General features: G+C 65.3%; 14 protein-coding genes, 2 tRNA genes and 2 pseudogenes. 8 read left to right on the top strand and 10 right to left on the bottom strand.

All coding sequences use genetic code 11. The features are described from left to right. Positions 1–58: 58 nt before the first annotated feature. Genes AC1MH0_RS18465 through ettA form a run of 3 tightly spaced genes read right to left on the bottom strand, consistent with a single transcriptional unit; the run spans position 59 to position 3,481 of the window. Positions 59–1,252 (bottom strand): sensor histidine kinase, encoded by a 1,194-nt coding sequence (locus AC1MH0_RS18465; RefSeq protein WP_480963967.1) that lies wholly within the window; start codon positions 1,250–1,252, stop codon positions 59–61. 2 nt (positions 1,253–1,254) lie between these two features. Then, the gene (locus AC1MH0_RS18460; protein ID WP_480963966.1) at positions 1,255–1,797 is read right to left on the bottom strand and encodes a CYTH domain-containing protein; all 543 of its coding nucleotides are present in this window, start codon (positions 1,795–1,797) and stop codon (positions 1,255–1,257) included. Between the two features lie 4 nt (positions 1,798–1,801). Continuing rightward, the gene (ettA, locus tag AC1MH0_RS18455; RefSeq protein WP_480963965.1) at positions 1,802–3,481 is read right to left on the bottom strand and encodes an energy-dependent translational throttle protein EttA; all 1,680 of its coding nucleotides are present in this window, start codon (positions 3,479–3,481) and stop codon (positions 1,802–1,804) included. A gap of 121 nt (positions 3,482–3,602) precedes the next feature. Between ettA and AC1MH0_RS18450 the strand changes: the two genes are divergently transcribed. From AC1MH0_RS18450 to AC1MH0_RS18440, 3 genes are all read left to right on the top strand, one after another. Continuing rightward, positions 3,603–5,006, top strand: a complete 1,404-nt coding sequence (locus AC1MH0_RS18450; RefSeq protein ID WP_480963964.1) for a M20/M25/M40 family metallo-hydrolase — start codon at positions 3,603–3,605, stop codon at positions 5,004–5,006. A gap of 154 nt (positions 5,007–5,160) precedes the next feature. Then, a complete protein-coding gene (locus tag AC1MH0_RS18445) occupies positions 5,161–5,427 on the top strand; it encodes a hypothetical protein (RefSeq protein ID WP_031393308.1) in 267 nt (88 codons plus the stop codon). A 137-nt stretch (positions 5,428–5,564) separates the two neighbouring features. Next, positions 5,565–5,640, top strand: a tRNA-Ile gene (locus AC1MH0_RS18440). Positions 5,641–5,697: 57 nt separating this feature from the next. On the opposite strand, the pseudogene AC1MH0_RS18435 reads toward AC1MH0_RS18440, so the two are convergent. From AC1MH0_RS18435 to AC1MH0_RS18410, 6 genes and pseudogenes are all read right to left on the bottom strand, one after another. Then, positions 5,698–6,348, bottom strand: a pseudogene (locus tag AC1MH0_RS18435) (DUF885 domain-containing protein); the annotation flags it as partial. 83 nt (positions 6,349–6,431) lie between these two features. Next, positions 6,432–7,442, bottom strand: a pseudogene (locus AC1MH0_RS18430) (DUF885 family protein); the annotation flags it as partial. Between the two features lie 50 nt (positions 7,443–7,492). Beyond that, positions 7,493–9,616 (bottom strand): prolyl oligopeptidase family serine peptidase, encoded by a 2,124-nt coding sequence (locus tag AC1MH0_RS18425; protein WP_480963963.1) that lies wholly within the window; start codon positions 9,614–9,616, stop codon positions 7,493–7,495. A 48-nt stretch (positions 9,617–9,664) separates the two neighbouring features. After that, positions 9,665–10,675, bottom strand: coding sequence for a DUF2891 domain-containing protein (locus AC1MH0_RS18420; protein ID WP_480963962.1), 1,011 nt, complete (start codon positions 10,673–10,675; stop codon positions 9,665–9,667). A gap of 30 nt (positions 10,676–10,705) precedes the next feature. Then, complete coding sequence (locus AC1MH0_RS18415; protein WP_480963961.1) at positions 10,706–11,128, bottom strand: YybH family protein; 423 nt, start codon at positions 11,126–11,128, stop codon at positions 10,706–10,708. 7 nt (positions 11,129–11,135) lie between these two features. Then, on the bottom strand, positions 11,136–12,809 hold the full coding sequence (locus AC1MH0_RS18410) for an EAL domain-containing protein (RefSeq protein ID WP_480963960.1): 1,674 nt from the start codon (positions 12,807–12,809) through the stop codon (positions 11,136–11,138). 124 nt (positions 12,810–12,933) lie between these two features. Here AC1MH0_RS18410 and moaA point away from each other — a divergent pair, with 124 nt between their 5' ends. The 3 genes from moaA to AC1MH0_RS18395 all read left to right on the top strand — a co-directional run bounded on the left by moaA (position 12,934) and on the right by AC1MH0_RS18395 (position 14,886). Then, positions 12,934–13,947 (top strand): GTP 3',8-cyclase MoaA, encoded by a 1,014-nt coding sequence (gene moaA, locus AC1MH0_RS18405; RefSeq protein ID WP_480963959.1) that lies wholly within the window; start codon positions 12,934–12,936, stop codon positions 13,945–13,947. Beyond that, on the top strand, positions 13,944–14,723 hold the full coding sequence (locus AC1MH0_RS18400; protein ID WP_480963958.1) for an NAD kinase: 780 nt from the start codon (positions 13,944–13,946) through the stop codon (positions 14,721–14,723). Before moaA ends, AC1MH0_RS18400 begins: the two co-directional genes overlap by 4 nt. Positions 14,724–14,811: 88 nt before the next feature. After that, positions 14,812–14,886: transfer RNA gene (locus AC1MH0_RS18395), tRNA-Asn, on the top strand. An 81-nt stretch (positions 14,887–14,967) separates the two neighbouring features. On the opposite strand, the gene AC1MH0_RS18390 is transcribed toward AC1MH0_RS18395, so the two are convergent. Further along, positions 14,968–15,120, bottom strand: a complete 153-nt coding sequence (locus tag AC1MH0_RS18390; RefSeq protein WP_480965788.1) for a DUF3164 family protein — start codon at positions 15,118–15,120, stop codon at positions 14,968–14,970. A gap of 179 nt (positions 15,121–15,299) precedes the next feature. Between AC1MH0_RS18390 and AC1MH0_RS18385 the strand changes: the two genes are divergently transcribed. Beyond that, positions 15,300–15,602 carry a hypothetical protein gene (locus tag AC1MH0_RS18385; RefSeq protein ID WP_480963957.1) on the top strand — a complete coding sequence of 101 codons (303 nt, stop codon included), beginning with the start codon at positions 15,300–15,302 and terminating at the stop codon, positions 15,600–15,602. Positions 15,603–16,364: 762 nt separating this feature from the next. After that, positions 16,365–16,514, top strand: a complete 150-nt coding sequence (locus AC1MH0_RS18380; protein ID WP_480963956.1) for a hypothetical protein — start codon at positions 16,365–16,367, stop codon at positions 16,512–16,514. Positions 16,515–16,825 lie beyond the last annotated feature (311 nt).

The raw sequence follows: 16,825 nt of genomic DNA, 5'->3' as shown, positions 1-16,825 counted from the left end.
AGGATACCAACCGAAACGCTCCTGACCCTGGACTCCTGCGTTCGCAGGAGAACAGTGGCTAGCCTGCGACTTCGACCCGCGGATCGGGCACGTCCAGCGTTGCGCACGTCCCGACCGCAGCATTCTCGATCGTCACCGTACCGCGCAACTGCCGCGCGAGGCTGCCGATCATCCGCATGCCTAGGCTTTTTCGCGACGCCGTCTTCAAGTCGAAATCCAACGGTAACCCGCCGCCCTCGTCCGATACCGTCAGCACGATCCGCCCGTCGGCGCTCCGCACCGTGATCATGATCGCGCCGCCGTCGTCGCCATACGCATATTTGATCGCGTTGGTGACCAGCTCGGTAACCAGCAACCCCATCGGGATCGCCACGTCCGCGCTGATCAGGATCGCCTCGATATCGCAGTCGATCCGGTGGGTGAGCGACTGCTCGCCCAGCCCCGTAGCGATCCCGCAGACCAGATCGTTGAGCGCGACGATGCCGACCTGATCGCCACGCCAGAGCTGGTCGTGCGTCTGCGCGATCGCGGTGATCCGCGCCTGCGCATCGCCGAGCAGCCGGCGGATTCGCGGATCGTCATCCTCCTGCATCTGGAGGTTGAGCATCGCCGAGACCAAAGCGAGACTGTTCTTCACCCGGTGGCTCGCCTCGCGGGTGAGCAACTCCTGATGCTCCATCGCTTCGCTCAACCGCTGCTCCGCCTGTTGCCGCTCGATCGCCACGCCGATGAGGTTGGCAAACCCCTGCATGAACGCAAAATCGGCGGGCTCGAACTTGCCTTCGTCCGGGCTGTCGACCTCGAGCACGCCGAAACGCTTGCCCGAGGTCTCGACCAGCACGTTGATCGCGCGGCGGATATTGTGCTGCGCCATGAACTCAGGCGTCCGGAAGCGCTGCTCGTTTTCCAGATGGTTCGAGATCACCGGCAGCCCGGTCTCCAGCGCGAACCCTGCGGGCGAGCCGAGATCGGTCCGCATCTCGGTCGACCCGACCACCCCCGGCGCCCAGCCGATCCCAGCGCGGACCAACAAGGTGTTCTGTTCGGGACGGTATTCGAGGAACTTGCAGTATTGCGACCGCATCCCCTCGCCGCACAACTCGGTGGCGCGCTGCAACATCGGCTGCAGATCCCGCGCACGCAGCGCCTCGATCCCGAAATCGGCAAGGATCGATTGCTGTCGAAGACGATATTCGAGTTCGCCTGCGCCAGGGGGCCGATCGCCGCCGGGAGATTGTTCGATAACCGTCATACTCACTCGATGTTACTGGCAATAAGTCTCGTCACGCCTGCCGCATCCAGCAGGCTCAATCGCCCACCCTGAAATCGCGGATCATGCGTAACTTCCGCGATTGCCCATTCGGGGCTGACGATCGACGTCAACGCGGCCGCGTCGTCCTGCTCGATCTCGGCGAGTTCGAGCCCGGCGAGCGCTCCTTCGAACAAATCGATGCCGAAGTCCGCTCCCACCGGATACCGGCGTTTCCTCAAAGATCGTGCCGGCAGTTTCGCCAGCAGGTCATGCTCGTCCCGATCGAGATACGTCGTGACCGTCGGCCTGCTGAGCACATCGGCAACGTCGTATTTCTTGCCGATCTTCAGGACCACACGCCCCGAGCCGCTATCGGTCATGGCGCGCAGCCTCAGCCGCGTGCCCTCGATGTACCGGTCCTCGATCAGGATATACGGCGCACCGGCCAGATCGGGCCGACGCGCAGGGTCGACGAGAAACCGGCGCTCGCGCTCGACATGCGCGTATTTGTGAGCGACCAGTTCCTCGTCGAGCCCCCGCAACATCGGGTCAGCGAGTCAGCTTCTTATAGGACAGCGCGGTAGGACGATCCGCCGCATCGCCCAGACGGCGGCGCTTGTCCTCTTCGTAGGATTCGAAATTGCCCTCGAACCATTCGACATGGCTGTTGCCCTCGAACGCCAGGATGTGCGTGGCGAGACGATCCAGGAAGAAGCGATCGTGGCTGATCACCACCGCGCACCCTGCGAAATTCTCGATCGCTTCCTCGAGCGCGCCCAAGGTCTCGACATCGAGATCGTTGGTGGGCTCGTCGAGCAGCAGCACGTTGCCGCCGCGCTTCAACATCTTGGCGATGTTGACGCGGTTGCGCTCGCCGCCCGACAGCTTGCCGACGTTCTTCTGCTGGTCCTGGCCCTTGAAGTTGAACGCCCCGACATAGGCGCGCGTCGACTGGTCGAACCCGTTGACCTTCATCGAGTCGAGGCCGTCGGAAATCTCCTCCCAGACGTTCTTCTTGTCGTCGAGATGATCGCGGCTCTGGTCGACATAGCCGAGCCGCACGGTCGAACCCTTGTCGATCGTGCCGCTGTCCGGCGTCTCCTGCCCGGTGATCAGCTTGAACAGCGTCGACTTGCCGGCGCCGTTGGGACCGATGACGCCGACGATGCCGCCCGCGGGCAGCGTGAACGAAAGGTTCTCGAACAACAGCTTGTCGCCGTAAGCCTTGGAGACGTTGTCGAGCTCGATGACCTTGCCGCCGAGACGCTCGGGCACCTGGATGACGATCTGCGCCTTGCCCGGCGAGCGGTTCTCCTGTGCGGAAACGAGGCGTTCGAAGTTAGCGATACGCGCCTTGGACTTGGTCTGGCGTGCCTTGGCACCCTGGCGGATCCATTCGAGCTCGTTCTTGATCGCGGTCTGACGACCGGATTCCTCGCGATCCTCCTGCTCGAGGCGCTTGGCCTTCTTCTCGAGATACGTCGAGTAATTGCCCTCATACGGGAAATACTTGCCGCGATCGAGTTCGAGCACCCAGCCGACGACGTTGTCGAGGAAATAGCGGTCATGGGTGATCATCAGCACCGCGCCCGCATAATCCTTCAGATGATTCTCCAGCCACTGGACGCTCTCCGCGTCGAGATGGTTGGTGGGCTCGTCCAGCAGAAGGATACCCGGCTTCTGGATCAGCAGGCGGGTCAGCGCGACGCGGCGCTTCTCACCACCCGACAGCTTGTCGACCGGCCAGTCGCCCGGCGGGCAGCGCAGCGCCTCCATCGCGACCTCGAGCTGGTTGTCGAGCGTCCAGCCGTCGACCGCGTCGATCTGCTCCTGAAGCGTCCCCATCTCCTCCAGCAGCGCGTCGAAGTCGGTGTCGTCCTGGGGATCGCCCATCTCGGCGGAGATTGCGTTGAAGCGATCGACCATGTCCGCGACACCGCGCGCGCCGTCCTTGACGTTCTCCAGCACGGTCTTCGAGGCGTCGAGTTGCGGCTCCTGCTCCAGATAGCCGACCGTGACGTTCTCGCCCGGCCATGCCTCGCCGGTATAATCCTTGTCGATGCCGGCCATGATCTTGATCAGCGTCGACTTGCCCGCACCGTTGGGGCCGACGATGCCGATCTTGGCGCCATGATAGAATTGTAGGTTGATGTTCGACAGCACCGGCTTGGGCGCGCCGGGGAAGGTCTTCGTCATGTCCTTCATGACATAGGCATATTGGCCGGCCACGGGGGTCTCCGTTCGGGTGTTCGTGAGGGCGGGATTGATCTGCGCATGTAAGGGCAGGCGCGAAGGTTGGCAACGCGCGCGCTCGGACCTAACGGTGGGTCGACACCAAGGGGAATAGCCGATGACGCGTATCGCACCATTTCTGGCGGCCTGTGCCGTCATCACCGCCGTTCCCGTCGTGGCGCAGCGCGCCGCTGCGCCTGCGACCGCGGTCGACGCGAAGGTCGCCGCGCTGCGCGACAAGGCGCTAACCGACGACACCGCCTACAAGATCGTCGAGGGGATCACGACCGAGGTCGGCCCGCGCATGACCGGCACCGAGGCGGCACCCCGCGCGCGCGCCTGGTCGGTCGCCAAGCTGAAGGCGCTGGGGTTCAAGAACGTGCGGATCGAGCCATACCAACTGCCGATCTGGTCGCGCGGCACGGAGAGTGGTGAACTGGTCGTGCCCTATGCGCAGAAGCTGCATCTGGTCGGCCTCGGCAATTCGGGCGCAACGCCGCCGGGCGGGCTGACCCTGCCGATCGTGTATTTCCCGACATACAACGACCTGGCTCTCGCCGCCGACGGCAGCCTGAGGGGCAAGATCGCCTTCGTATCGAACGCGATGCAGCCCACCCAGGACGGGTCGAGCTATGGATCGCAGGGCACCGCGCGCTTCGTCGGACCGAACGTCGCCGCCAAGAAGGGCGCGGCGGCGATTGTGATCCGATCGATCGGCACCGATCACGGCCGCGGGCCGCACGCGGGCAACACCAATTTCGAAGCGGGCGTGACGCCGATCCCCGCGGCGGCACTGTCGGTCGCCGACGCGGAGCATGTCGAGCGGCTGGTGAAGCTCGGCAAGCCGGTGACCCTGAGGCTGGTGCTGGAAGACAAGCAGGTCGGCATGCGCGAATCGGGCAACGTCGTCGCCGAAGTCCCCGGCACCGATCCCAAGGCCGGGATCGTGCTGGTCGGTGGCCATCTCGACAGCTGGGATCTCGGCACCGGCGCGATCGATGACGGGGCGGGCATCGCGATCACCGCGGCTGCCGCCAAGCTCGTCATGGACGGCGGCCAGCGCCCACGCCGGACGATCCGCGTCGTCTGGTTCGGCGACGAGGAGAGCGGCGGCTTCGGCGGAGCCGCCTACGCCAAGGCACATGCCGGCGAACGCCATGCAACCGCCGCCGAATCGGATTTCGGTGCCGATCGCGTCTGGCGGTTCGAGAGCAGCCTGCCCGACGCCGCCAAGCCGATCGAGGATCGCCTGGCGGTCGCGCTCGCGCCGCTCGGGATCGTCCGTGGTGCCGACGCCCCGCACGGCGGCACCGATGTCGGCCCGGTGATCGCCACGGGGGTCGCCGGGATCGACCTCAACCAGTCGGGCCTGCGCTACTTCGACTACCATCATACGCCCGAGGACACGCTGGATCTGATCGACCCCGAACAGCTTCGCCAGAACGTCGCGGCCTGGACCACGGTGATCGCGACGGTGGCCAATGCACCCGAGGAAATCGGGCCAATTGTGCCCCATAAGTGACGAGTTGCATGAACCAATCTGTCATCGTTCTGCCGCAAACCTTGCGGACAGATGAATTTAGCGGATTGACCGCCCGCCGGGGTCCGCTATTTGACGGGACTTCGCGACGGCAATCGGGTCGGCCGCGAGTGAAACTATGCTTGGGAGCATTCGAATGAAGAAGATCGTTCTGATCGCTGCTGCCGCCGGCCTGATGTCCGTCGCAGCCTGCAGCAAGTCGCCAGAAGCCGCCGCCGTTGAGAACAACGCGGACATGCTGGCTGACAACATGGAAATGCAGGCTGACAACATGGACGCCATGGCGGACAACACCTCGAACGCAGTCGCTACCGACGTGCTCGAGAACGCTGCCGATAACATGAACGCAGCTGCCGACAACGTCCGTGACGCTGCCGACGAGAAGACCGACAACATGAACTAAAACCCTGTCGGGCGTTTTTACGCTCGATAGGATTTAGTGTCGGAAAGGGCGTTCCTTAGGGAGCGCCCTTTTTCTTTGCCGTTTTGCTTGTGCGCTCTTTTGCGGGCGGATCGCTTGCGCTAACGCAGGCGCGGGTTGGGCCTGTAGCTCAACGGTTAGAGCTGGCCGCTCATAACGGCTAGGTTGCGGGTTCGATTCCTGCCGGGCCCACCAACCCCCTCCTGCAACAGTCGCCCGAAGCGCGAACGCCCCGGGATGACCGTCACGCACTTATCCGATCGGCAGGTCGAACAGCAGTTCCCGGACATAGCGCACCGGGGGCGAACCGTGCGCCAGCAGCGCATCGTTATAGCGTTTGAGATCGAACGCCGCGCCCTGCCGCCTCTTCGCCTCGTCGCGTAATGCCATATGCTCGGAATATCCGGTGAAATAGCTCAGCAACTGGGTCAATCCGAGCGACGCGCGGACCCATTTGCCCGCCGCCTCGCGCTCCTGCTGGAACGCGGTGTGCGTCATCAGCTGCATCGCCTGGTCGCGCGTCATACCCTCGGTGTGGATGCCGATGTCGAGCAGCGAGTTAGAGATCGAGCGCAGCCGCATCTTGAGCACGGTGAGCTTGAACAGCGGATCGCCGTTCAGATAGCCCTCGTCCGCCATCATGCCCTCGGCATACACCGCCCAGCCCTCGACGAACGGCCCCGAGCCGAGCACCGCGCGCAGCGTCGACTGAGTCGCGTTGGCGTGCGCGAGCTGGAGATAATGCCCCGGCATCGCCTCGTGCACCGCCAGGTCGTGGATCATGTAGTCGTTATATTCGCTGAGGAACGAGGTTGCCTGCGCCTCGGTCCAGTCGTCGGGGATCGGCGAGACAGCGAAGAACGTGCCGAGGTTCTTTTCCAGCGGGCCGGGGGATCGCAGTAGGCGACCGCGACGCCCTGCTGGAACTTTGGCATGGTGATGATCTGCACGGGGCTGTCGGGCATGCCGACCAACCCCTTGTCGCGGACGAAGGCGGTCGCCTGTGCCAGAGCCTTGGTCGAGGCGTCGATCATGCCGTCGCGGGCGGGGCGCTTGGCGTAGGTGAGTTCGAGCGCGAGCTGGATTGCGGCCTGTTGCTGCGCTTCGGACGGCTTGTCGGGAAGCAGCAGCGCGCCCTTTGTGGCCCCGAATATCTGGCGCGCGATCGCGTACATCTGCGCGCGCGTGTCGACGATCGCGGCCTGCGCGCGGCGCTTGATCTCGGCCCGGGTGAGGTCGGATTGCAACGCGAAGCCGAGCTTCTTGTCGTAGAGCGCCGCGCCAAGGCGGAAGTCGCCCTTCGCGCCGGGAACGAGCGTCTTGTCGAGCCAGACCTGGTGCTCGGCGACCGCCGCCTTCAGTCTCACGAGCGCGGCGTCGAACCGCTTGGCGTCCGCTGCGGACAACTCGCCCTTGTGCGGGGCGAGCATGCTCTCGGCGATGTCGACGATGCCGCTGTTCTGCTTCGCCACGGTCGTCGCGTAGATCGACGGCACGCGGGCGGGGACGATGTTCGCGCGTGCCTGGGCCAGCAACGCGGGAAGCGCCGCCATCCGCGCGGTCGCCGCGTTCAGCCGCTGCGGCCACGGCGCAAAGTCCCGCGCGGCGAGCGAATAGAGGGAGCTCCCGGCGATGTCGTTGTAGACCTGCGGGTCCCACGCCCATCCGCCGAGCGTCTCGGTATCCCAGATGTCGTAGCGCAGCGCATTGTCGAGCAGCGCCGCATCGACCTGCTCCTCACGCGACAGGGCTTTGCGGTCGATCCGCTGGAGATCGGCGAGCATCGCCTTCGAGAACGCCTCGCGCCTGGTGCGTCCTGCGGCGGACATGTCGGTGATCTGCGTGTCGAAGCGGTGATCGCCGAGCGATGTCGCCGACGACGGATTGAGGCGGGCGAGGCCATCGACATAGCGCTTCGAGAGCGACGCGAACGCGCTCGTCTCGGCTGGTGCGGCCAGCACGGGCGCAGGGATCAACGAAACGGGCAGCGCCAGCATCGCGGCGCTAAGAAACAGACGGAAATTACGCATCTTGGAATTCCTGACGATCAGCGTTGTGGCGCGAGTTGCGCGTTCAGATAGACGGTGACGAGCGCGGCGCGCTTGGCGTCCTCGATCTTGTCGGCGCCCGCCGCGTGGCCGCCTTCCGGGTTCTCGTAATAGAAGAACGGGTCGCCATACGCCTCCAGCCGCGCGGCGAATTTGCGCGCGTGGCCGGGGTGGACGCGGTCGTCTTCGGTCGAGGTGTAGATGAACGGCGTCGGGTATTTCACGCCGCGCTTCAGGTTCTGGTAGGGCGAATATTGCGAGATGAACGCCCAATCCGCGGGCTTGTCCGGGTCGCCATATTCGCCGATCCACGATGCGCCTGCCGACAGATGCGAATAGCGCTGCATGTCGAGCAGCGGCGATCCCATCACGATCGCGCCGTAGAGATCGGGCCGCTGCTCCATCGCGACGCCGACCAACAGGCCGCCGTTCGAGCGTCCCGACACCGCGATCTTGCGCTTGGCGCTGACGCCGGTCCGCACCAGATCGTCGCCGACCGCGTGGAGATCGTCATATGCCTTCTGCCGGTTCTCGCGCAGCGGCATCTGGTGCCAGCGCGGCCCGTATTCGCCGCCGCCGCGGATGTTGGCGAGCACGAACGCGTTGCCCTCCTCGACCCAGAACAGCCCGGCCGGGCCCGAGCGATAGGGCTGGTCGACGAGGTAGGTTGGCGTCTGTGCGTTACGGAACCCACCGTACGCGTGGACCAGCGCAGGCACGGGGCCCCCCCCGGATCCTGGCGCGCCCTTCTTGCGGACGAGGAAATACGGGATCTTCGTGCCATCCTTCGACGTCGCGAACCGCTGTTCGACCTGCATCTGGGACGCATCGAAGCGCGCGGGCAGCGTGTCGACGGTCACCGGCCTTGCGTTGGGGCGGACGGCATAGAGCGCGGGTGGCTTGAGGAAGCTCTCGACCATCGCGAAGGCGACGTCGTCCTTGCCCGCGGTCGCATCGAGATGGATCGTCGACGCGGTCGGCAGCGCGGACACCGACTGCGCCCATCGCCCGTCCGCGCCGCGGGTCAGCGACACCAGCCGCCCCGAGACGTCGTCCAGCATCTTCACCCACAGCACCGACTTGCTCGAATCGACCTGTTCGACCGCCTGCGTCGCGGTCGGCACCAGCACGCGCTCGATCGTCGGCGCGCGCCCTGCCAGCACGTCGGCAATGCCGTACGCGACCACCGAACCGCTCGGCATCCCGTTCCAGTCGGAGGCGAGCGTCGCGATCAGGCGCCCGTCGAGCACCGTGTTCACCACCGCATCGTCGGGCAGCGGCGACGGCACCAGGCGGCCGTCGTTGGCGACATGGCTCCGCTTCGAATGGAAGAAATCCACGTTGCGCGAGACGACGGGGTAATGTCGGTCGCCCTCCGTGAAGACGCTGGTGTCGATCCCGACGTCGTCCGCCGTCGCGCTCGTGACGATCGTCGCCGATGCGAGCGGCGTCCCGCGCTGCCAGCGCTTCACGGTCCGCGGATAGCCGGACTTGGTCAGGCTGCCAGAGCCGAAATCGGTCGCGACGTACAGCGCGTCCGGTCCCGCCCAGTTCAGCCGGGTCTTGAAGCTCGGGACGAGGAAGCCGTCCGCGACGAACTTGCCCGAGGGGATGTCGAACTCGCGTTCCTCGACCGCATCGCCGCCGCCGTTCGACAGCGCGACCATGCACCGATCATCGGATGGCGAGCGGCACGTCGCGCCCTTCCAGACCCAGCTCTTGCCCTCCGCCTTGCCGAGCGCGTCGACGTCGATCAGCTTCCGCCACACCGGCTTGCCGCTGGTGAACGACGCGAGCGAGGCGACCCGCCACAGGCCGCGCACGTTCGTCTTGTCCTGCCACAGGTTCAGCACCTGATCGCCGATGATCCGGTCGGGCGTCGCGATCTGGCGGTCTGCCTGCAACAGGTCGAGCGCACGCTGGCGATAGCGCGCATATCCGGGCTTGGCTTCGAGCGCGGCGAGCGACCGCGTGTTCCAGCGCTTCACCGTGTCGAGCGCACGCGCGCCGTGGATATCCTCTAGATACGCGTTCGGATCGGCGGCCGAGGGCGCCGCGGGCGTCTGCGCCAGCGTGGTGGTCGAAAGGGCCAGCAAGGCCAGGAACGGCAGGCGTCTTTGCATCATCACTCTCTTATCGTTCGATGATGCGACCTTAGGCAGTGCGGTCCCCTATGCCAGCCCCTTCTGGTCGGATGGGTCGGCCTCCAGCGCGAGCAGCGCGAACGTGGCCAGCCAATGCTCGCCCATATAGTCGTCGGAGAGATGCGGCAGCGCCTCGGCGAGATGCGCGTCGGCGATAGCCCGCGCGGCAGCAGGATCGGGCAACGCATCGGCGATCGTCCGCCAGCACCATGCCCGCGACAGGTTTACGCCGTCGAGATGCGCGAGGCGGCCGTCCGATCGGTCGCTGACGATGGCGGGGGAGCGAAGGCACGCCGTCGCCATACCGAACGGATCGGGGAGGAATGCCGCCAGCCACGGGGCGAACTCGGCGCCCAACACGTCCTTCATCAGCGCGGCTTCGCACAACGTCGCCGAAAGGAAATCCTCCCCACTCGGCTCGAACGGTCGATAGTCGCGATCGTCGCCATACCAGTGTCGCGCGCGCGTCACGACCAGTGCAGCGAGCGAGGCATCGTGCGTTCGCGCCCAGCGCAGCGCATGGACCAGCGCGAACGCGGTGCAGTCATGCTTCCCGCTCCGCACCGAATAGATAAGCTTCGGCAGATATGCCGCAAACCGGGCTGCGAACGCGCGTGCCAACGGCTCGACCGCCGCCGCCCAGGGCCGGTCGGGACGCAACGCCAACTCGTCGTGCAACGCGAGCAGCCATCCCCAGCCATAAGGCCGCTCGAACCCACCCGTGCCCGGACGATCGAGATATGCCACCTCGCCGGCAATCAGCGCAGGCACGAGCATTTGGTCCGCAAGAGCCTCGACCGCTGCAGCCTCGGCGATGTCCGGATACAGCCGCGCGAGCCGCATCACCTGCCACCAGCCATGCACGCAGCTGTGCCAGTCGAAACTGCCGTGGAACACCGGATGCAGCGTCCTGGGCAGCGCGAGGTCGCCGGGCCCGTCCAGCACCTGATCGAGCTTGTACGGCCATTCGCGGGTCAGATGCCCCAGCGTCAGGCCGGCAAATCGTGCTGCCGTCGCCCGGTCGAGCCGGTGTGTCATCGCGTCATCCCGCATCGTTCGTTGGACCGGTCAACTGCTGTGATCCGAAATGATCTTCCACGCGGCACCGCGACGCTCAAAGACGAGCGTCGTCATGCCCGTCTCGCTCGTCGTCGCCCCGGTCAGCGTCCACCGTGCGAACAGGATCGCATGCGCCGGGTCCAGACCACGCATCTCCAGGAACGCGAACGACAGCTTGCCGCGCACATTGCCGACGCCGCGGAAGCTCGAACGATATTTGTCGGCAATCGCCGGCTTGCCGCGGAGCAGCCCCTTCGGCGTCACGAACACCGCGTCGTCGGCGTACACCGCCATGAACCGCGCGAGTTCGCCCGCATTCCAGCCCGCCGCGCTCGCCTCCATGCTCGATCGGATCGCGGTCTCGGCCGGCGTCGCCGCGATCGCGGGCGTCGCGATCGCCATCAGCGCGAGGGGTAGCATCGTCCGTCGCATCAGTTCGTCACTCCCGCGCCATCAATTCCAGCAAGGCCGCCTCGCCGACCGGTTCGGACAGCAGGAACCCCTGGTACAGGCTGCATCCACCCGCGGCGAGCAATTCGAGCTGCGACGGCCGCTCGACGCCCTCGGCGATGACCGCGAGACCCAGCGAACGCGCCATCGTGATCGCACCGGCGACAACGACGCGGTCCCGCGCGCTGCCGTCGATGTCGCGCACCAGCGACTTGTCGATCTTGACGTAATCGAGCGGCAACGACTTCAGATAGGCAAGGCTCGAATAGCCCGTCCCGAAATCGTCGATCGCGACCCGGCACCCTGCCCCGCGCAGTTCCGCCAGCAACGCGGACGCCGCCGCCAGATCCTCGATCAGTCCGGTCTCGGTGATCTCGACGGTCAGTCGCCCGCGCGGGAACCCGCTCTCGTCGATCCGCGCCAGGAACAGCGCGGCAAACCCCGGCCGGGTGATATCCGCCGCCGTCAGGTTCAGCGACACGCGCAACGTCCCCAGCATCTCCGGCCATGCGACCGCACGCGCCAGCACCAGCCGCTGGATATGGTCCGACAACGCGATGCCCAGATCGGCACGATCGGCGGCGTCGAACAGCGTATCGGCGCCGAGCGGCCCGAGCTTGCGGTGGCTCCACCGTGCAAGGGCCTCGACCCCGGTGATCTTGCCGCTCGCGATCTCGACCTGTGGCTGCCAGCGCAGATCGATCTCGTCGCGCTCGATCGCGTGGTGGAGGTCGATCGCCAGCGCGTCGATCGGCGCGACGCCGTCGGGCAGCGCGACGTGCAGCACCGACCCGTCGCTCGCCTTCGCTTCCGCCAGCGCCTCGCTCGCGCGGCGCAGCAACGCCGCCGCATCGTCGCCCGGCTGGCGCTGCGCCACGCCGAAGCGGCACCCGAGCACGGCGCGCGTATCCGCCACCACGAACGGCCGTGCCAGCGCCGCATCCAGCGCGGTGATCGCGGCCGTCACCGCCGCGCCCGACGCTTCGATCACCAGGACGAACTCCGATCCGCCGAGCCGCGCGACCATCGCATCGACCCCGATCGCCTCGCGCGCGACCGTCTCCGCACGCAGCACGGCCGCCTCGATCAGGCTGTCGGCCGCGGGACGGCCATGCGCCGCATTGACGATGTCGAGCCGCGACAAAGCGACCAGCACCACCGCCACTGGCCGCTCCTCGGCGATACGCCTGACGATCCAGCGCCGCGCTTCGCCAGTTTCCCGGTCATATTGCGAGGCTCCCGGTATGCCCCGCCGATCGATCGCGCCGCCCGACGCGCGCGCCGCATGGCGCCCCGCGAAGCGCAGCGCCTGGACGAGTTCGCCTTCGCTTGCCGGGCTGGCCAGGAACTGCGTCGCCCCCGCGTCGAAGAATTCGCCGATAGCCTCGACATCGCCGCGCGACACCAGGACCAGCAATGCGGCTCCGTTGGTGGCGACGAGCCCGCCGAGCCGGCGCGTCGCCGACAATCCATCGTCGAGGGCGCCGCGCGCATCGATCAATGCGACTGCGGCACCGCTTGCCAGGAACCGGCTTTCCAACCCGTCATCGTCGCCCGCGACCACCGCCTGCCATCCCGCACCGGCCCCGGCGCTCGCCAAGATCTCGGTGATCTCGTCACGTTGAAGGAACGATAGTGCGAACAGCGTCGTTGCCGTCTGCATGTCTTCCATATCCGTCGCACCCCGCTCCATCGGTGCGAGCCTAGCCGCCGTATCGCCGCGCGCCAATCCAATACCAGCCGATCCGGCCTTGTTAGTGGGACACTCGCGTCCTAGCTCGGGGGAGATGACAATCGCGCCAGCCCTCGACCAGAAGCCGTTGCGCGACACGCACGGTCGCACGATCAAGTATCTGCGGATATCGGTGACCGATCGCTGCGACCTGCGCTGTCGTTATTGCATGTCCGAAAAGATGACGTTCCTGCCGCGCAGCAAACTGCTGAGCCTTGAGGAAATAGCGATCATCGCCGAGCGCTTCATCGCGCGCGGCGTGACCAAGATCCGCCTGTCGGGTGGCGAGCCGCTCGTCCGCCGCGACGTCGCCGAACTCGTCCAGCGTCTCGGTCACAATATCGGGTCCGGCTTAGAGGAGCTGACGATGACCACCAACGGCACGCGCCTCGCGCAACATGCCGAGGCGATGGTCGATGCGGGTATTCGGCGCGTCAACGTCAGCATGGACAGCCGCGATCCCGAGCGCTTCCGCTACATCACACGCCACGGCGACGTCGCCCAGGTGATCGGTGGCATCTACGCCGCCCGTGATGCCGGCTTGGCGATCAAGATCAACATGGTCGCGCTGAAGGGCTTCAACGAGGACGAGATCGCGCCGATGCTCGCATGGTGCCGCGACGAGGGCTTCGACCTGTCGTTGATCGAGACGATGCCGCTGGGCGCGATCGACGAAGACCGTACGGATCGCTTCCTGCCGCTGACCAAGGTGTTCGACGAGCTCGGCCAGCAGTTCACGCTCGCCCGCGACGCGCACAAGACCGGTGGCCCCGCGCGGTACTGGAACGTCGATGGCACGAAGACCCGGCTGGGGCTGATCTCGCCGCTGACCGCCAATTTCTGCGAGGGCTGCAACCGTGTTCGCCTGACAACCGAAGGCAAGCTCTACATGTGCCTGGGGCATGACGATCAGGTCGACCTGAAGGCAGCATTGCGCGACGGCGGCACCGCCGGCCTCGACGCGGCGATCGATGCGGGCCTGTTCGCCAAGCCCAAGGCGCACGACTTCCGCATCGGTCAGGGCGAGGGCCCGGCGGTCGCGCGCCACATGAGCGTCACCGGCGGATGAGCCGGTACGAGCGGCGGGCGCTGGTTGCGTCCAACACGCCGCCTGCTCGTGCCGCCGAAGCCGAACTCGCGGACATGGGCGAGTGGGTGTCGCCCGAGGAGGCGGACGTGATCATCGCGCTCGGCGGCGACGGCTTCATGCTGCAGACGCTGCATACGATGCTGGAGCGCCGCAAGCCGCCCGTCCCGGTGTTCGGCATGAACCTTGGGACGGTAGGCTTCCTGATGAACGAATGGCGCCATCACGGCCTCACCGACCGTCTGGAGCGCGCGAAGCCGTTCAAGGTCATCCCGCTCAGTATGACCGCGATCGGCGTCGACGGCCGCACCCACACGCTGCCCGCGATCAACGAAGTCTCGTTCCTGCGCGAGACGCGTCAGACCGCGAACCTCGAGATCACGGTGAACGACCGCGTCGTGCTTGCCGAACTCGCCTGCGACGGCATCCTGGTCGCCACCCCGGCCGGGTCGACGGCGTACAACCTTTCCGCACACGGCCCGATCCTGCCGCTCGGCTCGGGCATGGTGGCGCTGACGCCGATCAGCCCGTTCCGCCCGCGGCGCTGGCGCGGCGCGATCCTGCCCGACAAGGCGCGCATTCGTGTCCGCGTACTCGATCCCGGCAAGCGCCCCGTTTCCGCGGTCGCCGACCAGCGCGAGATCCGCGACGTCGCGCAGGTCGACATCTGTATGGACCGCGCCCGCGAACTGACCCTGCTGTTCGATCCCGAACACGCCCTCGACGACCGTATTACCATGGAGCAGTTCGTCGCCTGACCTCGGTTTATCGCGGACTTTGCATTTTTGCGGCGAAACCTGCTTGCATCGTCCGACCGGCCGTTTATAGAGCCGCCTCCGGCAACGTTCCCTGATAGCTCAGCGGTAGAGCTCTCGACTGTTAATCGAGTGGCCGTAGGTTCGAATCCTACTCAGGGAGCCATTTTCTCGCTTGCGAGGACGCCGACATTGCGCGGAGGCTTGCGAGCCTGGCGGCGCGCATGGCCGTATCACGGTCTCGCTATCAACTGCGTGCGACCAATTCCGACACGGCAAGCTGGATCTTCTTGCACCCGTCGTACGACGCCAGAGTGATGTTGCTTCTTACCGCCGATCTTGCCTGATACTGTCGGGCGAGAAGTGCCCGAAGCTCGCCTGCGCGTTCGAAGGTGTGCAGCGTGAACGTGGTTCCTCGAACCTAAAGCGCGTTGGCCTTGCCAACGATCGAGCGCACCAGTTTCACGAGCCGATTGTCCGCCTTCGCCATGGCGATCGGGACCCTGCTGGCTTGGCGTGGCTTAGATACCAAACACCGGCGCTGTGAATCGCGGCACTTCGCGCAAACCTGCAGGTTGCATGCGTTCGCCAGTGCTTCCGCCTGGTGAATTATCGACGGTAAACTCAGCCGTGTTGCCACGTGCCAATAGCTGGTATCTGCTTTGCCGAAGCTATGCAGCCTTGAACCTGACAATCGTCGAATGCCGTTTGATCGCGCTCAGCCGCCACCTTGCTCGACAAGAGTACGATGTACGCAAACAAGTTCATGCGAACAATTCTTCAGCACTGATTGCGTGGCACCCGATCAGAGCTTTCAATATTTTTGAGGAAGAGTTTTCCGCACGCGATAACTTATTTTCCTGGAATGCGTCTTTTTGCTGAGATCTACGTTTATCTTATGCGACCAACATAGGTTAGGACGCCGGATGGTTATGCCGCCGGCATGCCGTCGTGGATGCGCACAAGCCGCACCAAGCCGAAGAGTTCGGGAACGCCCTACGCTCCGCCGCCGGCGATAGCAGCGGGTGACGCGATTAACGGCCATCGGCGGAGACAATTCATGCAACCGAGACCCCTTTCGGCTGCCGGACGGCGGACGCATACACGCGTCCGGCCTCCTAGAGCCTCGTCACGACAAAAGACTTCCCGCCGGGCGACGCGGACGCGTATGCCGGCGGTTCCTAAAGTTCCTTTGACCGATAGGGGGCATTCAATATTGCGCGGCATGAGTTTTGCAATTTTGCCGACAATAATGCTATGGGCTCCAATCCTGTATTTATGTTTCCGTTAAGGGTGGCGCCCAAATAATCAGCCCCCATCGCCGCCAGCCACCGCAATCGCCAACCCGCTGGGTAGAAGATTGTTACAATAGCGTGCGCAGTAACCGCCGTAGGGGAACGTAACCGCTGCATGCCCGTATTTGACGCCAAGCAAACGGTGGCGGTCATGATATCAAACAGGCGTTCGGAACATGGCAGGCCACCCAGCAAGACTCCGCGTGACGCGCACCGTTACCCCGTTACTATCACCAGCAAACTAAGCAGCATCAGGTTCGGGCGTAGGACGGCAAAAGTAAGCGATCTTTCCCACGTCGGTTGCCGTGTGTAACTGGTTGCGACACTACCTGTCGGTGATACCGTGATCATGACGCTTCCCACCCTGGCGCCATTGCTGGCCCGGATCATCTGGTCTGACGGCGTGTCGTCAGGCCTGTTGTTTGTAAGGCCACTCAGCGCGTCGGTGTTCGGAATGATGGCAGAGCGGCACGGGCGCAGCGGCCAGATAGCGATCTAGCAGGCGGAGTGGGAACTTTCGCTCCGGATCTTCGAGAATCACTACTACGATTGCGTTACCCATGTACGTAGGGAACGCCATCGGCTGCCTGCCCCCCCACATGGATAAGTCGGCGTGCGTTGTCGTCGGATCCGCGATCTACTCGCGACTTACGCAGCAGGTAGCCGTGTTGTGAGCTTGGATCGGCTACCGTCGCCCTTCGCTTGAAGACCGCGTTGGTTGCGAACCTTCATGATCGCGGCCGCGATATCGGTGCCTAGGGAGGTCGACTGCGTCGGTCGAGACTGGAAGTAGCGTTGCACCGGCGGCAG

This window comes from Sphingomonas sp. AP28, from assembly GCF_056680455.1.
Note: the sequence above shows the minus strand (reverse complement) of the source record. Positions and strands in the feature narration are given on the sequence as shown.